General features: G+C 64.8%; 21 protein-coding genes. 10 read left to right on the plus strand and 11 right to left on the minus strand.

Going from position 1 to position 20,749, the window contains the following annotated elements; translation table 11 throughout:
* Window positions 1-8 precede the first annotated feature (8 nt).
* The gene (locus ON00_RS11535; RefSeq protein WP_010405924.1) at window positions 9-1,226 is read right to left on the minus strand and encodes a UbiH/UbiF/VisC/COQ6 family ubiquinone biosynthesis hydroxylase; all 1,218 of its coding nucleotides are present in this window, start codon (window positions 1,224-1,226) and stop codon (window positions 9-11) included.
* A gap of 125 nt (window positions 1,227-1,351) precedes the next feature.
* On the opposite strand from ON00_RS11535, the gene ON00_RS11540 reads away from it, so the two are divergent.
* The 4 genes from ON00_RS11540 (at window position 1,352) to ribA (ending at window position 6,392) form a co-directional block, all read left to right on the plus strand.
* The gene (locus ON00_RS11540) at window positions 1,352-3,655 is read left to right on the plus strand and encodes a DNA translocase FtsK (protein WP_010405925.1); all 2,304 of its coding nucleotides are present in this window, start codon (window positions 1,352-1,354) and stop codon (window positions 3,653-3,655) included.
* A gap of 62 nt (window positions 3,656-3,717) precedes the next feature.
* The gene (locus ON00_RS11545) at window positions 3,718-4,329 is read left to right on the plus strand and encodes a LolA family protein (protein ID WP_010405927.1); all 612 of its coding nucleotides are present in this window, start codon (window positions 3,718-3,720) and stop codon (window positions 4,327-4,329) included.
* 210 nt (window positions 4,330-4,539) lie between these two features.
* The gene (locus ON00_RS11550; protein ID WP_010405929.1) at window positions 4,540-5,334 is read left to right on the plus strand and encodes an exodeoxyribonuclease III; all 795 of its coding nucleotides are present in this window, start codon (window positions 4,540-4,542) and stop codon (window positions 5,332-5,334) included.
* Entirely contained in the window at window positions 5,331-6,392 is a 1,062-nt protein-coding gene (ribA, locus tag ON00_RS11555) for a GTP cyclohydrolase II (protein WP_010405931.1), read from the plus strand. Before ON00_RS11550 ends, ribA begins: the two co-directional genes overlap by 4 nt.
* Here the strand turns inward: ribA and ON00_RS11560 are convergent.
* Entirely contained in the window at window positions 6,389-7,051 is a 663-nt protein-coding gene (locus tag ON00_RS11560; protein WP_010405932.1) for an HAD family hydrolase, read from the minus strand. The two genes, ribA and ON00_RS11560, sit on opposite strands and share 4 nt — an antisense overlap.
* Complete coding sequence (locus ON00_RS11565; protein WP_010405934.1) at window positions 7,048-7,725, minus strand: YggS family pyridoxal phosphate-dependent enzyme; 678 nt, start codon at window positions 7,723-7,725, stop codon at window positions 7,048-7,050. The genes ON00_RS11560 and ON00_RS11565 overlap by 4 nt, the downstream gene beginning before the upstream one ends.
* A gap of 22 nt (window positions 7,726-7,747) precedes the next feature.
* On the opposite strand from ON00_RS11565, the gene ON00_RS11570 reads away from it, so the two are divergent.
* Entirely contained in the window at window positions 7,748-8,263 is a 516-nt protein-coding gene (locus ON00_RS11570; RefSeq protein ID WP_029622747.1) for a thiamine phosphate synthase, read from the plus strand.
* Here the strand turns inward: ON00_RS11570 and ON00_RS11575 are convergent.
* Complete coding sequence (locus ON00_RS11575; protein ID WP_029622748.1) at window positions 8,260-8,973, minus strand: porin; 714 nt, start codon at window positions 8,971-8,973, stop codon at window positions 8,260-8,262. The genes ON00_RS11570 and ON00_RS11575 overlap by 4 nt on opposite strands.
* 243 nt (window positions 8,974-9,216) lie before the next feature.
* Here ON00_RS11575 and ON00_RS11580 point away from each other — a divergent pair, with 243 nt between their 5' ends.
* From ON00_RS11580 to ON00_RS11595, 4 genes are read left to right on the plus strand one after another with little or no spacing between them, the layout of a single operon-like run.
* Window positions 9,217-9,666 carry a DUF3576 domain-containing protein gene (locus tag ON00_RS11580; RefSeq protein ID WP_010405938.1) on the plus strand — a complete coding sequence of 150 codons (450 nt, stop codon included), beginning with the start codon at window positions 9,217-9,219 and terminating at the stop codon, window positions 9,664-9,666.
* A gap of 13 nt (window positions 9,667-9,679) precedes the next feature.
* Window positions 9,680-12,235: a leucine--tRNA ligase gene (leuS, locus tag ON00_RS11585; protein WP_010405940.1), complete on the plus strand. Its 2,556-nt coding sequence runs from the start codon at window positions 9,680-9,682 to the stop codon at window positions 12,233-12,235.
* Window positions 12,232-12,729, plus strand: a complete 498-nt coding sequence (gene lptE / locus ON00_RS11590) for an LPS assembly lipoprotein LptE (protein ID WP_010405941.1) — start codon at window positions 12,232-12,234, stop codon at window positions 12,727-12,729. Before leuS ends, lptE begins: the two co-directional genes overlap by 4 nt.
* A gap of 21 nt (window positions 12,730-12,750) precedes the next feature.
* A complete protein-coding gene (locus tag ON00_RS11595) occupies window positions 12,751-13,773 on the plus strand; it encodes a DNA polymerase III subunit delta (protein ID WP_029622750.1) in 1,023 nt (340 codons plus the stop codon).
* Between the two features lie 6 nt (window positions 13,774-13,779).
* Here ON00_RS11595 and ON00_RS11600 read toward each other — a convergent pair whose 3' ends face one another.
* From ON00_RS11600 to ON00_RS11625, 6 genes are all read right to left on the minus strand, one after another.
* A complete protein-coding gene (locus ON00_RS11600; RefSeq protein ID WP_010405943.1) occupies window positions 13,780-14,691 on the minus strand; it encodes a ParB/RepB/Spo0J family partition protein in 912 nt (303 codons plus the stop codon).
* Window positions 14,688-15,479, minus strand: coding sequence for a ParA family protein (locus ON00_RS11605; RefSeq protein ID WP_010405944.1), 792 nt, complete (start codon window positions 15,477-15,479; stop codon window positions 14,688-14,690). Before ON00_RS11605 ends, ON00_RS11600 begins: the two co-directional genes overlap by 4 nt.
* Window positions 15,476-16,093: a 16S rRNA (guanine(527)-N(7))-methyltransferase RsmG gene (rsmG, locus tag ON00_RS11610; RefSeq protein ID WP_010405945.1), complete on the minus strand. Its 618-nt coding sequence runs from the start codon at window positions 16,091-16,093 to the stop codon at window positions 15,476-15,478. Before rsmG ends, ON00_RS11605 begins: the two co-directional genes overlap by 4 nt.
* Window positions 16,090-17,934 (minus strand): tRNA uridine-5-carboxymethylaminomethyl(34) synthesis enzyme MnmG, encoded by a 1,845-nt coding sequence (gene mnmG / locus ON00_RS11615; RefSeq protein WP_010405946.1) that lies wholly within the window; start codon window positions 17,932-17,934, stop codon window positions 16,090-16,092. The genes rsmG and mnmG overlap by 4 nt, the downstream gene beginning before the upstream one ends.
* Window positions 17,935-18,003: 69 nt before the next feature.
* Window positions 18,004-19,287 (minus strand): tRNA uridine-5-carboxymethylaminomethyl(34) synthesis GTPase MnmE, encoded by a 1,284-nt coding sequence (gene mnmE / locus ON00_RS11620; RefSeq protein ID WP_029622751.1) that lies wholly within the window; start codon window positions 19,285-19,287, stop codon window positions 18,004-18,006.
* A gap of 13 nt (window positions 19,288-19,300) precedes the next feature.
* Window positions 19,301-19,525, minus strand: coding sequence for a DUF6489 family protein (locus ON00_RS11625; protein WP_010405948.1), 225 nt, complete (start codon window positions 19,523-19,525; stop codon window positions 19,301-19,303).
* A 180-nt stretch (window positions 19,526-19,705) separates the two neighbouring features.
* On the opposite strand from ON00_RS11625, the gene ON00_RS11630 reads away from it, so the two are divergent.
* Complete coding sequence (locus ON00_RS11630; protein ID WP_245535570.1) at window positions 19,706-20,056, plus strand: methylated-DNA--[protein]-cysteine S-methyltransferase; 351 nt, start codon at window positions 19,706-19,708, stop codon at window positions 20,054-20,056.
* Here the strand turns inward: ON00_RS11630 and ON00_RS11635 are convergent.
* A complete protein-coding gene (locus ON00_RS11635; protein ID WP_010405951.1) occupies window positions 20,053-20,682 on the minus strand; it encodes a YjbE family putative metal transport protein in 630 nt (209 codons plus the stop codon). The genes ON00_RS11630 and ON00_RS11635 overlap by 4 nt on opposite strands.
* Window positions 20,683-20,749 lie beyond the last annotated feature (67 nt).

The following is a 20,749-nucleotide window of genomic DNA, read 5'->3' on the forward strand; positions in this document are numbered from 1 at the left end:
GCCTGAAACTAAACCGTCATCCCCTGGAGCAACTTCGGCACGTCGCCGCTCTCGCCGCGCGCTTCGGCGATGAAGCGGCGCTTCAGCGGCGGCATGTGCTGCACCGCCGACAGGCCGAAGCGCCGCACCGCATTGGCGGTTTTGCCCGGCACGCCGAACAACCGCGTTAACCCGTCGGTTGCCGCCGCCACCATGAAGGTGTCGAGGCTGCGCCAGCGATCATAACGCTCTAACACTTGCGGATCGCCGAGATCGAGCCCGGTGCGCTTGCCCTCGACCAGCACTTCGACCAGCGTCGCCACGTCGCGGAACCCGACATTGACGCCCTGGCCCGCGATCGGATGGATCCCGTGCGCGGCATCGCCGACCAGCGCCAGCCGGTTCGACACGATCTTGGCTGCATGGTGAAAGCCGAGCGGATAGCTCATCCGGTTGCCGAGCGGACCGAGCTTGCCGAGAAAGCCACCGATGCGCTTGTCCGCCTCGGCCAGCCAGCCGCGATCGGACAGCTTCATCATCCCCGGTGCCTGATCGCGCGTGACCGACCACACGATGCACGAGCGGTGGCCCTGATCGTCATCGTTGAGCGGAAGGATGGCGAACGGACCGTCGGGATAGAAGATCTCGAAGGCGATGTTTTCATGGGGGTGTTCATGGTGCAGCGACGTGACGATCGCGGCATTGTCATAGCTCCAGCGCGCGACCCGCAGACCCGCTGCCTCGCGCGTCGGCGAATTGCGGCCTTCCGCCGCGATCAGCAACGGCGCGGTGATGACCGCGCCCGAATCGAGCGTGACGGTGACGCCGTGTTCACCGCGATCGACCGCGACCGCGCGCGTTTTCATCCGCACGTCGACCAGCGGGGCCGCCGATGCCGCTTCGAACAAAGCCGCGCGCAACCGTCGATTCTCGACCATATGGCCAAGCGCGTCCTCGCCCGCATCGGGCTCGAAATCGAGCGCACCAGGCTCCAGTCCATCGCTCACGCGGATCCCCGCAATCGGGCAGGCGAATGCGGCAAGACGATCGGCCACCCCGATCGCGCCGAGCATCCGCCACGGCGCACCGGCAATCGCCGAAGCGCGGCCGTCAAAGCCGGCGGCGAGGATCACCTCGGGATCGGCAATGTCGATGACGATGGCGCTGAGCCCGTGCCGGTCGAGCGCCACGGCGAGCGCGCTGCCGACGAGCCCGCCGCCGAGAATGATGACGTCTGCTTGGTTCATAGCTTGCTGTAGCGCTTCGACCGGGGCGTGCCAACGGCTTCGCCAACCGCTCCAGCCTTGACGCCACGCCCCGCGCGCGCGATGATTCCACGGGACAGACAGCGAACATTTGGGATTTGGAAAGCATGGCGAGCCGCGCGCAGCCACCGTTGTGGCGTGAAACCGTCCGGGCCGGCGCGGTGCGCAGCGGCGCGTTGATCGCCGCGATCACACTGGTCGCGCTGGTCGCGCTGATCGTGGTCGCGCTGGCGAGTTACCATGCCAGCGATCCCTCGCTCAACACGGCGTCGGCTGGTCCGGCGCGCAACTGGCTCGGGCGGGGCGGGGCGGTGGTCGCCGACGCGGCATTCTGGCTGTTGGGTCCGGGAATCGCGCTGGTGCTGCCGACGGTGTTGCTGATCGCGCTGCGATTGTGGCGCGACGTGCCGGTCGGACGCTGGCAGCGGATGCTGCTCAGCGCGTTGGGCGGCATCGGATTGCTCGGCACCGCGTTCGCGCTGGTATCGGGCGCGGCGGTGGCGTGGTTGCCGGCCGGGTGGGGCGGGGTTATCGGTCTTGCCGTGTCGGACCTGCTCCGCGCGGCAATCGCGCTGATCGGCAATAGCGCGGCAGTGCTGTGGACGACGCGCGGTGCCGCTGCGATCATCGGCCTCGCCGGGGTCGCGCTATGGGCCTATAGCTTCACCATCGACATGGCCGAACGACCCGTGCGCGCACCGCGCGCGCCGAAGCGGCTGACCGACCGGCGCGCGACCGCCGAAATCGAACCCGAACGATTCGTGCCCGAATCGCCGCGCAAGCTGCCAATGCCACGCGCGGTGGCGACGCCCGACGTTCGACCCGGACCGGTGATCTCGGAACGGCAAATGACGCCGGTCACCACCGCCAAACCGCGCGAAAAGCAGACTTCGCTCGATTTCGGCGACAAATCGCATTTGCCCTCGGTCGATCTGCTCAAGCCGACCCCACCCTCGGTTGGCGGGCCAATCGACAAGGTCGCGCTCGACCGCAATGCGCGGCTGCTGGAGACGGTGCTGAGCGACTTCCACGTCAAGGGATCGATCATCAATGTGCGACCGGGCCCGGTGGTGACGATGTACGAACTGGAACCGGCGGCAGGCATCAAGGCCAGCCGCGTGATCCAGTTGGCGGACGATATCGCGCGCAACATGTCGGCGGTGTCGGCGCGCGTCGCGACCATTCCGGGCCGCACCGTCATCGGCATCGAGCTGCCCAATGCGCGGCGGGAGACGGTGGGCTTGCGCGAACTCATCGATTCGCTCGACGATCAACCGGGCGCGCTGTCGCTGGTGCTGGGCAAGAATATCGCGGGCGATCCCGTTATCGCCGATCTCGCCCCGATGCCGCATTTGCTGGTCGCGGGCACCACGGGCTCGGGCAAGTCGGTCGGGCTCAACTGCATGATCCTGTCGCTGCTCTATCGGCTCAAGCCCGAAGAGTGCCGGATGATCATGATCGATCCCAAGATGCTCGAACTGAGCATGTATGAGGACATTCCCCACCTCTATGCCCCGGTGGTGACCGACCCGGCCAAGGCGGTGCGCGCGCTCAAATGGACGGTCGAGCAAATGGAGGACCGCTACCGACAAATGTCCTCGCTCGGCGTGCGCAGCCTCGCCAGCTTCAACGACAAGGTCCGCGCGGCCAAGGCCAAGGGCCAGCCGCTCGGGCGCAAGGTGCAGACCGGCTATGAACCCGTCACCGGCGCGCCGATCTATGAGGAAGAGACGCTCGATTATCAGGTGCTGCCGCAGATCGTGGTGATCGTCGACGAGCTTGCCGATTTGATGATGACGGCGGGCAAGGAAGTCGAATTCCTGATCCAGCGCCTGGCGCAAAAGGCGCGCGCGGCGGGCATTCACTTGATCATGGCGACGCAGCGCCCATCGGTCGACGTCATCACCGGCGTGATCAAGGCCAATTTGCCGACGCGGATCAGCTTCCACGTCACCTCCAAAATCGATTCGCGCACCATTTTGGGCGAGCAAGGGGCCGAGCAGCTGCTGGGCAAGGGCGACATGCTGTATATGCCCGGCGGCAAGGGCATCGTCCGCGTGCACGGGCCGTTCGTGTCCGATGACGAAGTCCGCGCGGTTGCCGATCACTGGCGCGCGCAAGGGCGGCCCGACTATAATAATGCCGTAACCGAGGAGCCGGAGGACGGCTTTGCGCTCGACGGTGCGCCGATTGGCGAGGATTCGGCCGAGGATCAGCAATATCGCGCGGCGATCCAGCTGGTGGTGGAAAGCCAGAAGGCCTCCACCTCGTGGCTGCAGCGCCAGCTGCGCGTTGGCTATAACAGCGCCGCACGGCTGATCGAGCGGATGGAGAAAGACAATATCGTCGGTCGCCCCGATCATGTCGGCCGCCGCGAAGTGCTGCGCGACCGCGATGGCAATCCCGTCTAAGGCGCGTGTTCAGAGCGGGTTCAAGCCGGTCGCGCTTTAGGTCGCCCGGTCAGGAGATATGTGTGTTCAACCAGTTCAAACCTGCTTTGGCCTTGCTCGCCCTTCCCGCTCTGGTGGCGGCCGCCCCGGTCAACGACTTGGCCCATGTGCAAAACCATTTGCGCGCCGTCGAAAGCATGACCGCGACCTTCACCCAGACCGACCGATCGGGCAAACTGCTGACCGGCGTGCTGACGCTGAAAAAGCCGGGCAAAATCCGCTTTCAATATGAAAAGGGCGTGCCGATCCTGATCGTCAGCGACGGCAAGTCGTTGTGGTTTCTCGATTATTCGGTCGCACAGAAGCAGCGCTGGCCGATCGCCGGTTCCCCGCTCGGCATCCTGCTCGATCCCTCGCGCGACATGAGCAAGATCGCCACCGTCGTCGCGACCGACAATCCCAATGTAATCGCCGTCGATGCGGCGGACCCGAAGCATCCCGAATATGGCCGGATCAGCCTGGTGTTCGCGCGCAACGCGACGGCACCGGGCGGGCTGATGCTGCAGGGGTGGGTTGCGCTCGATTCGCAGAACAATCGCACGACGATCCGGCTGTCGAACCAGCGTTTCAACGCGCCCGTCGCCGACAATGCCTTCCAATGGCGCGATCCGGTGCGCCCGACCGGCAAAAAATAGCTTTCATTCATATTGGCGACAGGTTGCGGCGCATAAAGACGGTTTTGCGGATGAGGACGTTCGGGATTTCCCCCTGTTACCCGAACCTTCGCTTCCCGCCTGCGTGACGAACGCTAGGTCGGCCCTCGCTCCATGCCCCCGGAGCGAGGGCCTTTCCATGCCGGGGGATGGCGGCTGGCGTGGCCTGCCGCGCCTCGCTAGAGCAGGATGATGACCGCTTCGCTCAAGATTGTTTCGTGGAACATCAACTCGGTGCGGTTCCGCATCGAAATCGTCGAGAAGTTCCTGCGCGAATCCGCCCCCGACATCCTGTGCCTGCAGGAAACCAAGGTGATCGATCAGGACTTTCCGACTGCGGCGTTCCGCGCGCTCGGCTATCGCCATATCGTGCTGCACGGGCAGCGGATGCACCACGGGGTCGCGATTCTCTCGAAAGTGCCACTGGTCGAGGACGACCGCTTCGACTGGCAGGCGAACCGCGAAGCGCGCCATGTCGGGGTGCGGCTCGACTCGGGCATGCGGATCGAAAATGTCTATGTCCCGGCCGGCGGCGACGTGCCGGATCGCGAGGCCAATCCCAAATTCGGCCAGAAGCTCGATTTTCTGGAACGGATGACGCGCTGGTCCGAATCGCTTGCGGTGCCGACGCTGCTGGTTGGCGATCTCAACATCGCGCCGCTTGAGGCGGATGTGTGGAGCCACAAGCAATTGCTGAACGTCGTCAGCCATACGCCGATCGAGGTTGCTGCGCTCGACCGGCTCAAGGCGTCGAACAGCTGGGTCGATCTGGGGCGGCACTTCTTCCCGGCACCGGCGCGGCTCCACACCTGGTGGAGCTATCGCTCGGCCGATTGGACCGTCAACGATCGCGGGCGGCGGCTCGACCATATGTGGGCCACCGCCGATGTTGCCGCGAAGGCCCGGCGGCACCATGTGTATGAAGAGTGCCGTAGCTGGCTGAAACCGTCGGACCATGTTCCGATTATGACCGAGTTCGACATTTGAACGATCCGCACAAGACCGCGCTTGCCATCGATGCCCTGCGGCGGGGCTGGCCGATTGCGCTGGCCGGGCAGGACGGCACCTTGGCGCTGCTGCCGATCGAAACCGCCGACCCTGCTCGGCTGGCCGCCTTTGACCCCGGTGGAGCGGCAAGCCTGTTGCTGTCCGCCGGACGCGCAGCGACCCTGACGCTCGCCAATCAGCGCGACGCCGCCGCGCCCGATTCGCCCGTGCTGATCGAACGCGCGCCCTGGCTCGATTTCGCGACCGCGACCGCGCTGGCCGACCCGCAATTTGACCTTCAAGTCCCCATGAAGGGTCCGTTCCGCGCGCACTGTCTGGTCGAGCGCGATGCGGGCGCGGCGGCGCTGCGCCTCGCCCGCATCGCCGGGATGCTACCCGCCTTCTTCGTATTGCCGGGCGAATCGGCGGCGCTGGTGCTTACACCGGGCGACATCGACGCCCATGAAAATGCCGCACGCCTGACGATCGCGACGCGCGCGCATCTGCCCGTCGTCGGTGCCGAGGACGCCGAGATCGTCGCCTTTCGGACACCCGAAATGCCCGGCGAACATATCGCGCTGTTGATTGGCAAGCCCGATGGTCGCCCCCCGCTCGTGCGGCTGCATAGCGAATGCCTGACCGGCGACATGCTTGGCAGCCTGAAATGCGATTGCGGGCCACAACTCCATGCCGCGATCGATGCCGTCGCGGCGAGTGGCTGGGGCATGATCCTGTATCTGCGCCAGGAAGGGCGCGGGATTGGCCTGATCAACAAATTGCGCGCCTATGCGCTGCAGGATCAGGGGTTCGATACCGTCGATGCCAATACGCGGCTGGGCTTTGCCGTCGATTCGCGCAATTTCGCGGTGGCAGCGCGGATGCTCGACTTGCTAGGCCAACGGTCAGTGCGGTTGCTGACCAACAACCCGCAAAAGGTCGCGCAACTCGAGGCCGCCGGAATCGCGGTGGTCGAGCGCGTGCCGCACATCCTGCCCGCCAACCCGCATAACGAACGCTATCTGGCGACCAAGCGCGACCGCACCGGCCACCAATTTTAGGCGATCAGCGCCGCGATTTCATCGAAGGTCTCGGCCACATCATGGACGCCGATCGAGCGCAATTTGGCGGCGTGATCGGGGCCACAATGCGTCGCACCGACAAACCCGATGACATGCGCCCCCGAAGCCACGGCACCGGTCGCGCCGACGGGCGAATCCTCGACGATCACCGCCCGCGCAATGTCGATACCGAGCGCCTGGGCGGCGTGGAGATAGATATCGGGCGCAGGCTTGCCACGGGTGACATGCTCCTTGCCCGAAAAGATCCGGTCGCCAAACACGTCGCGCAGACCGATATGCTCGAGGTGCCGCGTGATCCAGGCGGTCGTGCTCGACGAGGCGATCGCCTTGGGCAAGGCGTCGGGCAGGCCAAGCACGAACTTGACCGCACCCTCGACTGCATCAACGCCCTCATGCATCGCGCGTTGATCCTCGATTCGGCGCGCTGCGTGAAAGTCTTCCGGCAGCGACCGGCCGATCCAGTTTTCGACCGCGCCGATGAAGGACGCACCCGACAACCCCATGAAATTGGCAAAGGAATCCTCAGGCGTCGTAGGATGGCCGATGCTCGTCAGATAGGCCGCGATCTGGCGATTGCCGACCGCTTCGCTTTCGATCAGGACACCGTCAAAGTCGAAAATAATGCCATCGAAGGTCATGCACGCGCTCCAAACAAGGCGCTGCCAATGCGAACATGCGTCGCGCCCAGCATCACCGCCGTCTCATAATCCCCCGACATGCCCATGCTGAGACCGTCAAGGCCGTGGTCGCGCGCGAGCTTGGCCAGCAACCCGAAATAGGGCGCAGCCTCGGTGTCGGCCGGCGGCACCGCCATCAGCCCGCCGATCGGCAAATCCGCCGCGCGCGCCGCCTCGAGCAGGGCCGGGAGCTGGTCGATCGCGCAACCACCCTTTTGCGCTTCGTCCCCGATATTGACCTGGAGAAAGCAGGTTGGGCGGCGACCCTGCCGCTCCACCGCGCGGGCGAGCGCGGTGATGAGGGAAGGGCGGTCGACCGAATGGATCGCGTCGAACAAGGCGACCGCATCCTCGGCCTTGTTCGACTGCAACTGCCCAACCAGGTGCAGCGCGATGTCCGGGAACGCCGCGCGTAGCGCAGGCCATTTGTCCTGCGCTTCCTGCACGCGATTTTCGCCAAAAACGCGCTGTCCTGCGGCTAGCAAGGGCGCAATCTCTGCGGCGGATTTGGTTTTTGAAATTGCGATCAGCGTCACCGCATCGGGTTTACGGTCGGCAAGCGCGGCGGCGCGGGCGATCGTCGTCTTAACGGAAGCGAGCGCTTGCGCGGGTGCGGTGGGGTCGTCGATGGCCATTGCCGGCGCTATAGGCGGCGACATGGCCCTTCGTCACCCCATAAGCGAACGCGCACTGCCCAAGCTGTGGTTGATGACCGACGAGCGGATGGGCGAGGCGTTATGGGCGGCGCTTGCGGCGCTGCCGCGCGGCAGTGGCGTCGTCTTCCGTCATTTCGCCACCCCCGAGGCAGCGCGGATCGCGACGTTCAACCGCATCGCGACCATCGCGCGGCGGCGTGGCCTGGTGCTGGTGCGCGCTGGAGCCAATCGGCAGCCGGTCCATTTGGGCGCGGCGCATTCGGTGCGCGAAGGGATGGCAGCGCGGCGGGCCGGAGCCCATGCCATTTTGGTATCGCCGGTCTACCCGACGCGCACCCATCCGGGTGCCCGCGCGCTCGGGCCGGTGCGTGCGGCGCAGATCTCGCGCGCGGTTGGCCTTCCCGCGATCGCGCTGGGCGGCGTCACGGTCCGGCGATTCCGGGGCCTGAAACAGCTTGGCTTTGTTGGTTGGGCGGCGATTGACGGGCTCACGCCCCTTCGCCCCGGCAGAGTTTAGAAGCGGAAGGCCGTTCCGATATACACAGCCTGGCTGTCACGACGGCCGCTATCGGTGTTCGGCTGGGTGATCAGGCGCTCGCGCTCATCTTTATACCGAACGCCCGCAGTCACATCGAGACGGCGAGTCAGCGAATAGGAACCACCAACGTCGATCGAATAGGCCGGTGCATCTTCGGTCAGCTTGGGCGTGCCCGCAAGCGGACGATCCGCCCCGGCCTTTACGCGACCGGTGAAACGATTGCCGGTATAGCTGACCCCGACTTCAGCCGACTCACGGCCACCCGGCAGCCCCGCCAGATCGACCTTCGACACATCGCCCGAAAGCGCGAAGCGTTTCCAGCCAACGGCGACGCCGAGATTATAGGCAATTGGCGTAAGATTGACTGTTGCGGCGGGGACAGGTGCGCTGCGATCGACCACCGTCGTTCCGCGCGCCGACCGCGCCCGAATCGCAACCGTCACCGCATGCGATCCATCGCGTCGGCCATCCGACGGGGTGAAGCGAAAGCCGCTCGTGTCCAGCCCGCCACGGGCGAACAAAGCGGCGAGCCTTGGATCCGCCGAGGCTGGCGTAAAGGAACCGATCCCCCGCACTGCCAAAGCGTTATGCTTGGGTGCAGGGCGTACGCCGGGCATGTCGCTTGCGCCAACTGCGGGAGCCACAGCGATGCCGAGGGCGACAAGCGCCCCCGTAGCAATCCCGGACATCCAACGAGCAGAAAACACGCAAGGCCCCTCTTCCAGCGCCTGTTTGGCACCGTCATGTGACAACGCGCCTATCACGATTCAATTGCGTACCGCCACTATCTTGACTCAATTTCTCGAGAGAGTGTCACGAAGGACACACAGCACGGCTCCCCCGGCGGCGCTGGACGTGTCGCTTGCGGCACGCGCGAGACATTCTATAGATACCGACGTCCCCCAACACCCAGTTTTGTTCAGGAACCGCCGATGACCCGCCGCCCACGCACCGCGATCGTGGTTTCGTTCGCTCTTGCCGCCTCTTTGTCGCTGGGGGCCTGCGCCCATAAGCGTGCCCGGCCGCAAAGCGCCGATCTCGCCGCTTCGAAAGTGACCACGATCGGCGTCAACGCCTATCTGTGGCGCGCCAGCCTCGATACGCTGAGCTTCATGCCGCTGCTGCAGACCGATTCCAACGGCGGCGTGATCGTGACCGATTGGTACATCAATCCGGCAGCCCCCGCCGAGCGGATCAAGGTCACCGTCACGATCCTCGACCAGGATCTTCGCGCCGATGGCCTCCGCGTCGCGGCGCTGCGCCAGGTCAATCAAGGCGGGCAGTGGGTTGCGGCCCCGGTCGAAGCCTCCACGGTGCAGAAGCTGGAGGATATCATCCTGACCAAGGCGCGTGACCTGCGTCGCGCTGCCGTAGCCCAGTAGGATCCAGCCCCTCATGGCGTCACGCTTCAACGCGCTGAAGGCGGACGCGGCATGGCAGAGGGTGTGGGACGACGCCCGCACCTTCGCCGCACGCGACGATTCTCCCAAACCGCGCTCCTATGTTCTTGAAATGTTTCCGTACCCTTCGGGGCGGATCCATATGGGCCACGTCCGCAACTATACGATGGGCGATGTGCTGGCGCGCTACCGCCGGATGACAGGCATGGAAGTGCTTCACCCGATGGGGTGGGACGCCTTCGGCATGCCGGCCGAAAATGCCGCGATGGAAAAGGGCGTGCACCCGGGCGGCTGGACGCGCGACAATATCGCGACGATGAAGGCACAGCTCAAACGGCTGGGCTTCGCGCTCGACTGGACGCGCGAACTGGCGACGTGCGAGCCGGACTATTACGGGCACGAACAAGCGCTGTTCCTGGACCTGTTCGCGCACGGCCTGGTTTACCGGAAGGAAAGCTCGGTCAATTGGGACCCGGTCGACATGACCGTGCTCGCCAACGAACAAGTCATCGACGGACGCGGCTGGCGCTCGGGTGCGTTGGTCGAACGGCGCAAGCTGTCGCAGTGGTTCCTCAAGATCACCGATTTCGCCGACGAACTGCTCGAAGGACTGGGCGGCCTCGAACATTGGCCCGACAAGGTCCGGCTGATGCAGGAAAACTGGATCGGTCGCAGCCAGGGGCTGCAATTCCGCTTTGCGCTGTCCGATGGCGGTACGGTCGAGGTCTTCACCACGCGCCCCGACACGATCTTCGGCGCGAGCTTTGTCGCTGTCGCCGCCGACCATCCGATCGCACAGGCGCTGGCTGAGCGCGATTCGGCCGCCACCGACTTCATCGCCTTGTGCAAACGCGGCGGGACGACTGCGGCGGAACTGGAGACGCAGGAAAAGCTCGGCTTCGACACCGGGCTGACGGCGGCTCACCCGTTCGACCCGACGATCCAACTGCCCGTCTACATCGCCAATTTCGTGCTGATGGACTATGGGACAGGGGCCGTATTCGGCGTTCCCGCGCACGATCAGCGCGACATGGACTTTGCGCGCAAATACCATCTGCCAGTCCGCCGAGTCGTGTCCGATGGCGATGAGACCGATCCCACCTTCGTCGGCGACACCGCTTATACCGGGCCGGGCACGCTGGTGAATTCCCACTTCCTCGACGGTATGGACATTGAGGATGCCAAGCGCGCGGTGATCCAGCGGGCTGAGGGGGAGGGCTGGGGAACCGGCTCGACCGTGTTCCGCCTGCGCGACTGGGGCGTCAGCCGCCAGCGCTATTGGGGCACGCCGATCCCGATCATTCACTGCGACGCCTGTGGTGCGGTGCCGGTGCCCAAGGACCAGTTGCCGGTGATCCTGCCCGAAGACGTGACCTTCGACATTCCCGGCAATCCGCTCGATCGCCACCCGACGTGGAAGCACGTGGCCTGTCCCGCGTGCGGTGCGGCGGCGCGGCGCGAGACCGACACGCTCGACACCTTCGTCGATTCGTCCTGGTATTTCATCCGCTTCGCCAGCCAGCCCAAGGACAAGCCGTTCGATCGCACGGTCGCCGAGCAATGGCTGCCGGTCGCGCAATATATTGGCGGGGTCGAGCATGCGATCCTGCATCTGCTCTATGCCCGCTTCTGGACGCGCGCGCTGCGGCATATCGGCATGCTGGACATTGCCGAGCCGTTCGCCGGGCTGTTCACTCAGGGCATGGTGACGCATGAAACCTATAGCCGCCAAATTACCGAACTTGGCAGCGACGGCGTCGATTCGATCCTCAAGCAGCGCTGGCTGTCGCTCGATGACATCGAGAAACGCGGCGACGGCTATGTCGAGCGCTTGACCGGCGAAGCCGTGACGGTCGGTCGCGTCGAGAAGATGTCGAAATCGAAGAAGAACACCGTCGATCCGACCGGCATTGTCGACCAATATGGGGCCGACGCCACGCGCTGGTTCATGCTGTCGGATTCACCGCCTGAGCGGGATTTGCCGTGGAGCGAATCCGGGATTGAGGGGTCATGGCGCTTTATCCAGCGCCTGTGGCGGTTGTTCGATGGCGAACGCAGCGGGCTTGCGGCCGGAACCGACAACATCGCACTCGAGCGCAAGCTGCACCAGACGATCGCCGGTATTGCCCTCGATATCGAAGCGCTCGCCTTCAACAAGGCGGTCGCCAAGCTGTATGAGCTGGTCAACGCGATCGAACGGGCCGAGCCCTCGGCGTCGCGCGACACCGCGATCGACACGCTGATGCGGCTGATCGCGCCGATGGCCCCGCATCTGGCCGAGGAAGCCTGGTCCGTGGCAGGCAAGCCCGGCCTGATCGCCGATGCCCCGTGGCCAACCGTCGACGCGGCCTTGTTGATCGAAGACGAAGTCACCGTCGCTGTCCAAATCAACGGCAAGCTGCGCGATACGCTCGTTCTGGCCAAGGGCCTGGCCCGCGAGGAGATTGAGGCCGCCGCGCTGGGCTCTGAAAAGATCGTCCGCATCCTTGACGGCAAAGCGCCGCGAAAGGTGATCGTCGTGCCAGACCGTCTCGTGAATATCGTCGCATGAAGCGCGCCCTCGCCCTTGCTGCGGTTAGCCTCGCTCTGTCGGGATGCGGGTTGCATCCGCTCTACTCGGGCGGAAGCGCGGGGGCGGTTGCCACCACGCTGGCCGAAGTCGATGTCGCGCCGATCGAAGGCAAGGCCGGGTGGCTGATGGCCAACGCACTCCGGGATCGGCTGCATTCGTCGGCCACGCCGCGCTATCGGCTTGAGATCAAGCTCGACGACAAGATCGTCGGGCTCGGCGTGCGCCGCGACGACAGTATCTCGCGCGAGCGGCGGACCTTGCGGGCACGCTATCAGCTGATCGATTTGAACAACGGCGCGGTCCTGCTGGATGCGGCATCGGGTTCGGACGCCGGCATCGACGTGGTCAATTCCGAATATGCCACGATCGCGGCTGAGAATACCGCGCTCGAGCGCCTTTCGGGGATTGTCGCGGACCAGATCGTCGCACGCGTCGCCACCTATGTGCAGCGAACAGCGCCTGAAAAGCCCTGATCCGATGTGCGGGGCGCGCGCATGAAGGCCAACCTCAATCAGTTGACCCGCGCCATCGATGCCGTGGCGACCAACCCCGATATTCGCCTGTATCTTTTGCACGGCCCGGATGAGGCCGGCGCGCGCGACGTCGCCGCACGGCTTGGCCGGATTATGGGTCCCGATGCCGAGCGTGTCGATCTCGAACCGGGTGCCCTGAAGAGCAATCCCGGTCGTTTGGCCGACGAAGCAGCCTCCATGTCGCTGTTCGGAACCGCGCGCTATATCCGCATTGCGGGGGCAGGGGAGGACTGTGTCGAAGCCTGCACGCTGTTGCTGTCGGCCGAGCGCGCGGGGAACCCGGTGGTGATGATCGCGCCATCGGTAAAAGGGTCGTCGGCGCTGGTAAAACTGGCGACCGCCAGTCCGCGCGCCATGGCCTGCGTCTTTTATGTGCCCGAGGCGGGGGAAGCCGACAAGATCGCGGCCAGCATCGCGCGGGAGCAAGGGCTGCGGACCACGGGTGGCACTGCCGCGCGTATCGCGCTGGCCGCAGGCGGGGATCGTGCTGTGATGACGCGCGAGCTTGAAAAGATCGCTTTGTATCTCGACGCGGCACCCGAACGCCCGCGCGAAGTCGATGATGCGACGCTCGATGCGATCGGTGCCGATTTGGGGGATTCGGAAATTTCGCGCGCGATCGATGCTGCGGTGGACGGCGGCCCCGATCGCCTGGCGGACGAGCTCAGCCGCTTGGGGGTTGCGGGGGTCTCGCCGATCCCGCTGCTGCGGCAACTCGTACGTCGGCTGATGACACTCGCCGAACTACGCGCCGAGATCGATGGGGGAGCGAGCGCCAATGCTGTGATGGAACGCGTGTTCTTTCGCGAACGCGCAACCACCGCGCGGGCGCTGCAGATCTGGTCAGCCCCGAAAATCAGCGAAGCGATCAACCGCGTCCGCCGCGCCGAGCGCGCGACGATGGCGACGGGAAATGCCGGTGCGGTGCTGGCCGATTCCGCCATGGTCGCGGTGGCGCGCATGGCGGCACGTCAGCGCGGATAAGCCGCGCTAAATGCGTTCTCCGGTGAGCCGCTGGCAGACCATATCGAGCTGGTCGAGCGTGGAGTAAGACAGCACGAGCGTGCCGCCCTTCGCGCCATAGGTCACCCGCACCGACAGACCGAGCAAATCCGCAAGCTGATGCTCAAGCGCGGCAAGATCAGGATCCCGTCCGCCGCCATCGCTGCTATGGCTTCGCGGCGCTGGCTTCGCCGCGCGCGCCAGGCGCTCGGTGTCGCGCACCGACAGACCCCGCGCGACCACCTGATCGGCAAGCGCCTCGACATCAGCCGCCCCGATCAGCGCGCGCGCGTGGCCCATGGTCAGCGTGCCGGTGACGACGCGCTCCTGGATCGGGGAGGGCAGTTCGAGCAGTCGGAGCAGATTTGCGATATGGCTGCGCGACTTGTTGACCAGCTTGCCCAGCGCTTCCTGCGTGTGGCCAAAGTCTTCGATCAGCCGATGATAGGCTTCCGCTTCTTCGATTGCGTTCAGATCCTGGCGCTGGATGTTTTCGACCAGCGCGACTTCCAGCGTCTCGGTATCGTCAAACGCTCGCACGATAACGGGCACTTCGTGCAGCCGCGCGCGCTGTGCCGCGCGCCAGCGCCGCTCGCCCGCGACAATCTGATATCCCGTGCCGTGTGGCCGTACCACAATCGGTTGCAGCACGCCGCGTTGCGCAATCGACTGGGCCAGTTCCTCAAGCGCGGCTTCGTCAAAGTGGCGCCGCGGCTGGCCCGGATGCGGTGTCAGCGATCCAACCGGAAGCGAACGAATCCCCGGCGAGGTTTCCTTGCTGCCGCCAACGGGTTCTTCACGGGCCAGATCGCCCATCAACGCGTTGAGCCCGCGGCCCAAGCCGGAGCGCGGCTTCGGACGAGCCTGCGGAGCGTTTTGCGGCGCGGTCGAGTCGGTCATGCGGCCCTTGCAGGTTGGGGTTCGATATTGGGCAGCCGCGCGATCAACTCGCGGGCCAGCGCGATATACGCTTCCGAACCCGGGCAGCGATAATCGTAGATCAACGCAGGCAGACCATGGCTCGGCGCTTCGGACAAGCGCACATTGCGGGGGATCACGGTATCGAACACCACCCCGCCCAGCACCGCACGAACGTCATTGGAGACCTGGTCGGTCAGCCGGTTGCGCCGATCGTGCATCGTCAGCGCCACGCCCATGATCGACAGGCCGGGATTGAAGCGTTCGCGAATGCGCTCGACCGTGCTGAGCAATTGGCTAAGGCCTTCCAAAGCGAAAAACTCGCATTGCAGCGGCACCAGCAGCGAGTTGGAGGCAACCATCGCGTTGAGTGTCAGCAAGCCGAGCGAGGGCGGGCAATCGATCAGCACGACGTCCCACCGATGATCGGACCGTGCCAGGGCTCGCGACAAGCGATGCGTCCGCTCTTCATATTCGACCAGCTCAATTTCGGCACCCGACAGATCGACGGTAGCGGGAACGATGTCGAGCTTGGGGACGATCGTCGGCAATGCCGCAGCTTCGATCGTCGTTTCACCCAGCAAAATATCGTAGGTGGAATGGTGCCGGTCAGCCCGTGCAATGCCGAGCCCGGTCGAGGCATTCCCTTGCGGATCGAGGTCGAGCAACAGCACGCGCAGTCCCGTCGCTGCCAGGGCGGTGCCGAGGTTGATGGCGGTGGTGGTCTTGCCCACGCCACCCTTTTGGTTCGCTACGGCAATGACGTTCATCGGCGTGACACCCCTGATGCGAGAACGATCAACGAGTCCGGATCGGTAAGACTATGTTCCACGTGAAACACACCATGCCATTCCTGTTCGGCGGTGGCCACCTCGTCGCGAGCGGACCGCCCCTTGGGCAGAATCCAACGCGTCTTGGGGGTCGAACAATCCCTCGCCCACGCGAACAGTTCGGTCAAGGGCCCAACCGCGCGCGCCGAAATAATGCTCGCCTTCTCGCGTACTTTTTCGATTCGATCGCTTACGATATGGGTCCGATCGGCAATCCCGAGCCGGATCGCGGTCTCCGCCAGAAAGGCGGCGCGACGCTTTCGCGGCTCGACCAGCCAGACTTCGCGCTCCGTGAGCGCGGCGACCACAAGCCCTGGAAACCCAGCACCGCTACCAATGTCGATCCACCGCCCGTGATTCTCGCCGTCAGCAAATCCAATCAATTGGGCCGAATCGACGATATGGCGGCTCCATATCGCGTCGATCGTCGAGGGCGCGATCAGATTCTGTTGGCGGGTTTCGTTCAGCACAATGTCTGCAAGACACGCCATCGCAGCCGCTCGCGCCGCGCCAAAGCGGTCCGCCACCCACGCCTTCGCGTCGTCCTCGGTCACGCCGCTTTCCTCCGGAGATGCAACAAGATCGCGGTCAACGCCGCCGGCGTTATCCCGCGAACCCGCCCTGCAGCGCCGAGCGTTGCTGGCCGCGCGCTCGATAAACGCTCAATCATCTCGGTCGAAAGACCCGGAATAGCCGCGAAGTCGAGCGTGGCGGGAATCGCGATATCGTCCTGCGCGCGCAAGCCGACAATCTCGCTTTCCTGGCGTAGCAGATAGGGCGCGTAGCGCGCGTCTTCCGCGATCTCGGCCAGCAATGCGGGTTCGATGCTGTCCACCAGTTCGGGAACCACCATCGCAATCTCCACCCCGGCCACGCGCAGCCATTGATCCCCGGTGCGGGCGTGCGGATCCGCTGGGAGCAATGCCCCGCGGACGATCAAGCGATCACTCGATACCGGCTCGGCGAGTTGGGTTTCCACAGTTACGCGCTGCTGCGCCCGCTGCTCAAGCCGACGCAACCGGTCCGGCCCCAGACACCCGATATCGGCCGCGAGCGGACCCAGCCGGGTCTCGGCATTGTCCGCGCGCAAGCGCAAACGATATTCGGCGCGCGCGGTGAGCATCCGATAGGGCTCGGTAATCCCTTGAAGAACGAGATCGTCGACCATCACGCCCAAATAGCTCGACGCCCGATCGAGGATGATCGCAGCCGTACCGCGCGCCCGGGCGGCCGCATTAAGGCCAGCGATCAGACCTTGGCCCGCAGCTTCCTCATACCCGGTCGTGCCGTTGATCTGGCCGCAACAGAACAAGCCCGGCATGGCGCGCACTTCGAGTGTGGGGGAGAGCGCACGAGGGTCGATATGGTCATATTCCACCGCATAGCCGGGAGCGACAATCCGCGTCCGCTCCAGACCGGGGATCGAGGCGATCATCGCCGCCTGAATATCAACGGGGAGGGAGGTGGAAATGCCGTTGGGATAAACCGTCGCATCATCCAATCCCTCCGGCTCCAGGAAAATCTGGTGGCCGTCACGGTCGCCAAAGCGATGGATCTTGTCCTCGATTGAGGGGCAATAGCGCGGCCCTTGACCAGCAATGTCGCCGCCAAAGAGGGGGGAGCGATCGAGCCCGCCGCGAATGATGGCGTGGGTTTCCGTAGTGGTCCGCGTAATCGCACAATGGAGCTGGGGCAGGGGACGAGCCCGCGACATCGGCGACATCGTCCACGGATCGGTATCGCTGGGCTGCTGCGCGAGGCGCGCCCAATCGATGGTTCGTCCATCGAGGCGGGGAGGGGTGCCCGTCTTCAAGCGCGCCATTGGCAACTGTGCAGCGCGGAGCTGCTCCGCCAATATCGAAGCGGCGGCCTCGCCAATCCGCCCGCCAACGGATCGCTGCTCACCGCAAAACATCCGCCCACCGAGAAACGTCCCGGTTGCGAGCACAACCGCGCCCGCCGCGAAGACCCGCCCGTCAGCGAGCCGTACGCCTGTTATGGTGCCCTGATCGGCCCTAACCAAGCTCGCGACCTCTCCGGCGACGATTTCCAACCCTTCCTGCGCCTTGAGCATGGATTGGATCGCAGCCGCGTAGCGACGCCGGTCCGCCTGGACTCGCGGGCCTTGCACCGCTGCTCCTTTGCTGCGGTTGAGCATGCGGTAGTGGATACCGGCTGCATCGGCCGCGCGGGCGATCAGGCCATCAAACGCGTCAACCTCACGCACCAAATGGCCTTTGCCGAGCCCTCCAATCGCCGGGTTGCACGACATCGCGCCGATCTTGGCGGGCTCAAAACTGATCAAAGCGACGCGCGCGCCACAGCGCGCAGCCGCCGCTGCAGCCTCGGTGCCGGCGTGTCCGCCACCGACGACGATCACATCGAATTTGCTCATACGCTGTCGCTAGGTCTTGTGCCCCGCGCTGTCAAAGGCGGTGCCGCATGTTCCACGTGGAACGTCTGATTATTTGCCGATGCAAAAGCGCGAAAACACCGCGTCCAGCACATTCTCGATTCCGCTTCGCCCGGCGACGGCATCGAGCGCCTTGAGAGCACCGCGTAGCTCTTCGGCGATGATCAGAAAATCGTCCACGCCTGCCGCCTGAAGATGCCCAAGGCATGCCGCCAACAGCGCCCGTTGTCGGCGATTGGTCGTGAGCATATCTTCCTGCGGCAATACGGCGCGCGCTCTCTCCGCGATGATCGTCCACAGGTCTTCAAGCCCATCCCCGGTCTTCGCCGACAACGATATCGCGCAATTGGCCGGTACCATCGCCCGGTCCGCCAGATCCGCACGCGCATGCACGCGCAGATGATGGCGATCACTCGGCGCGTCGTCCCCAAGCCACAAAACCACGTCGGCACTTGCAATCGCCGCTGCCGCGCGCTCAATCCCAATGCGCTCGATCACATCACCCGGCGTGCTGGTCAGCCCGGCGGTATCGGTCAGAAGATAGGCTATCCCACCGCGCTCAACCGGAACCTCGATCCGGTCGCGGGTGGTGCCGGAGATGTCGGAGACAATCGCGACCTCACGACCGGTGAGCGCGTTGAGCAATGTCGACTTTCCGCTATTGGGCGGCCCCGCGATGACAACGCGGATCCCGTCATACAGCCGCTCAACCGGAGGAGCGGCGAGCAAGCGGGCAATTTCCGTCGCCGTGGCCGCGAGCGCCGTGCCAATCTCCGCGCTGCTTTCGGTGGTAACATCGTCCTCATCTGAGAAATCCAACTGCGCTTCGACCCTGGCAGCGATCTCAATCAAACAGTCAGTCCAGCGATCGACATTGGCGCGCAGGCCGCCTTCGGCGATGCGCAACGCCGCGCGCCGCTGCGTCTCGGTTTGCGCGGACAGCAAGTCTCCCAGGCCCTCCGCCTCGGTCAGGTCGATCACCCCATTCTCGAGAGCACGGCGCGTAAACTCGCCCGCCTCGGCATGGCGCATGCCCGGCTGCGCGGCGAGAGCAACCTCCACCGCAAGCACCACGGCGCGCCCGCCATGGATCTGCAATTCGACAACATCCTCCCCAGTCGCAGTCCGTGGCCCCGGGAACACCAGGACCAGCGCACGATCGAGCAAGGTTCCGTCTCGCGGATCGTGAAGAGCGCGCAGTGCTGCCCGGCGCGGCAAGGGCAATGGTCCAGCGATCGCTTGCGCAACCGCGAAGGCTTCCGGGCCGCTTAGCCGGACAATTGCAATCGCGGCCGGCGGTGCCCCGCTCGATGTCGCAAAAATGGTATCGCGCATGGTCACGGCTGGATTACTTGGTCGCGCTTTCAAACATCTTGCGCCACATCCCCATGCCGGCATCGCTCATCGGCATCCAGCTGCGCACCATATTGTCGAGCAGATCGGGTGCGACCACGCCATCCATCGCGTCGGTCAGCATCGCGACATATTTTTCGTGGACCGGTGCAAGATCGGGCAGGCCCATGAAGCGGCGCGCCTCTTCGGGTGTACAATCGACTTCGACATTGATCTTCATCGCGCTTCTCCGCTTGAGCGGGCCTGCGCCGCGCTGCATACTCTGGCTATGTATGCGCGCGATATAGCCCGGATCGCAACGCCTGTCGGTGTTGTCACGATTTATGGCGACGAGGTCGCAATAACCTCGGTCGAAATAGAGGCGGCTGCGGGGAATCCAACATCGGGCACTTCGTCACTCGTGCGAGACGCCGCCGATCAACTCCAGGCCTGGTTCGCCGGGGAGCGCACCGCTTTCCATCTGCCGCTCGTCGTCGCGCGTACCCCACGCGGCCAGATGTTGCGCGATGCGATGATCGCGATCGGCTATGGGGAAACGCTGAGCTACGGCGCTCTTGCGGCAAAGATCGGGTCGAGCCCGCGCGCGATCGGCCAGGCCTGTGCGCGCAACCCGTTTCCGATCATCGTGCCATGCCACCGCGTCACGAATGCCGACGGTTCGCTCGGTGCCTATTCTGCGGGAGCAGGGCCCGCGACCAAAAGCTGGCTGCTCGATTTCGAACGCCGCGACCAGCGCGATCGGCTTCTTTAGAAGAGCAACCGCAGCACGCCGATTTCATGATCGACGATGCCGTCGTAAATCATCCGGCCCGCGACAAAGAGAATCACGGCCAAGCCAATATAGGCGATCCAATGATACCGCCCGATGACGCGGGCGATGAAGTTCGCCGCCACCGCCATCAGCGTCACCGACAAAGCCAGGCCAAAAAACAGCACCGCAGGATGTTCGCGCGCGGCACCCGCGACGGCCAGGACATTATCCAGGCTGAGCGACACATTGGTGATGGCAACTTGAAGGGCGGCTTGCGCGAATGTCTTGGGATGCTTCGAGGCTGTATGGCCACCACTGGCCGCTTCGGCCGTCGCACCGATTTCGCGATAGAGTTTCCACCCCACCCACAGCAGCAGGATCCCGCCCGCCAAGAGCAAACCGACGACATGCAAAAGTTGCGTCGCAATCAGCGCAAAGCCGATCAGGCACACCATCGCCATCACCACCCCGAGCGCGAGCACTTGCTTGCGCTGCTTGGCGGGGAGGCCGGCGGCGAGGGTGCCCAGCACCATCGCATTGTCCCCGGAGAAGATCAGGTCGATCAGGATCACCTGGCCAAGCGTCGCCAAGCCGGCAGCGGTGAAAACGTCTGCGATGTTGAACATAGGCTGCCCTCACCAAGCGGCATGGAGCACAGCCCCACGCCATCGACCGGACCTAGCCCGTCGGTCA

The organism is Sphingomonas echinoides ATCC 14820 (assembly GCF_000241465.1).
Lineage (GTDB): Bacteria > Pseudomonadota > Alphaproteobacteria > Sphingomonadales > Sphingomonadaceae > Sphingomonas > Sphingomonas echinoides.

Excerpts from the sequence above, each read along its gene's own strand:
- ON00_RS11535 (WP_010405924.1), bottom strand. The coding sequence starts at position 1,226 with ATGAACCAAGCAGACGTCATCATTCTCGGCGGCGGGCTCGTCGGCAGC.
- ON00_RS11540 (WP_010405925.1), top strand. The coding sequence starts at position 1,352 with ATGGCGAGCCGCGCGCAGCCACCGTTGTGGCGTGAAACCGTCCGGGCC.
- ON00_RS11550 (WP_010405929.1), top strand. The coding sequence starts at position 4,540 with ATGACCGCTTCGCTCAAGATTGTTTCGTGGAACATCAACTCGGTGCGG.
- ON00_RS11560 (WP_010405932.1), bottom strand. The coding sequence starts at position 7,051 with ATGACCTTCGATGGCATTATTTTCGACTTTGACGGTGTCCTGATCGAA.
- ON00_RS11565 (WP_010405934.1), bottom strand. The coding sequence starts at position 7,725 with ATGGCCATCGACGACCCCACCGCACCCGCGCAAGCGCTCGCTTCCGTT.
- ON00_RS11570 (WP_029622747.1), top strand. The coding sequence starts at position 7,748 with ATGGCCCTTCGTCACCCCATAAGCGAACGCGCACTGCCCAAGCTGTGG.
- ON00_RS11575 (WP_029622748.1), bottom strand. The coding sequence starts at position 8,973 with ATGTCCGGGATTGCTACGGGGGCGCTTGTCGCCCTCGGCATCGCTGTG.
- ON00_RS11580 (WP_010405938.1), top strand. The coding sequence starts at position 9,217 with ATGACCCGCCGCCCACGCACCGCGATCGTGGTTTCGTTCGCTCTTGCC.
- leuS (WP_010405940.1), top strand. The coding sequence starts at position 9,680 with ATGGCGTCACGCTTCAACGCGCTGAAGGCGGACGCGGCATGGCAGAGG.
- lptE (WP_010405941.1), top strand. The coding sequence starts at position 12,232 with ATGAAGCGCGCCCTCGCCCTTGCTGCGGTTAGCCTCGCTCTGTCGGGA.
- ON00_RS11595 (WP_029622750.1), top strand. The coding sequence starts at position 12,751 with ATGAAGGCCAACCTCAATCAGTTGACCCGCGCCATCGATGCCGTGGCG.
- ON00_RS11600 (WP_010405943.1), bottom strand. The coding sequence starts at position 14,691 with ATGACCGACTCGACCGCGCCGCAAAACGCTCCGCAGGCTCGTCCGAAG.
- ON00_RS11605 (WP_010405944.1), bottom strand. The coding sequence starts at position 15,479 with ATGAACGTCATTGCCGTAGCGAACCAAAAGGGTGGCGTGGGCAAGACC.
- mnmG (WP_010405946.1), bottom strand. The coding sequence starts at position 17,934 with ATGAGCAAATTCGATGTGATCGTCGTCGGTGGCGGACACGCCGGCACC.
- mnmE (WP_029622751.1), bottom strand. The coding sequence starts at position 19,287 with ATGCGCGATACCATTTTTGCGACATCGAGCGGGGCACCGCCGGCCGCG.
- ON00_RS11625 (WP_010405948.1), bottom strand. The coding sequence starts at position 19,525 with ATGAAGATCAATGTCGAAGTCGATTGTACACCCGAAGAGGCGCGCCGC.
- ON00_RS11635 (WP_010405951.1), bottom strand. The coding sequence starts at position 20,682 with ATGTTCAACATCGCAGACGTTTTCACCGCTGCCGGCTTGGCGACGCTT.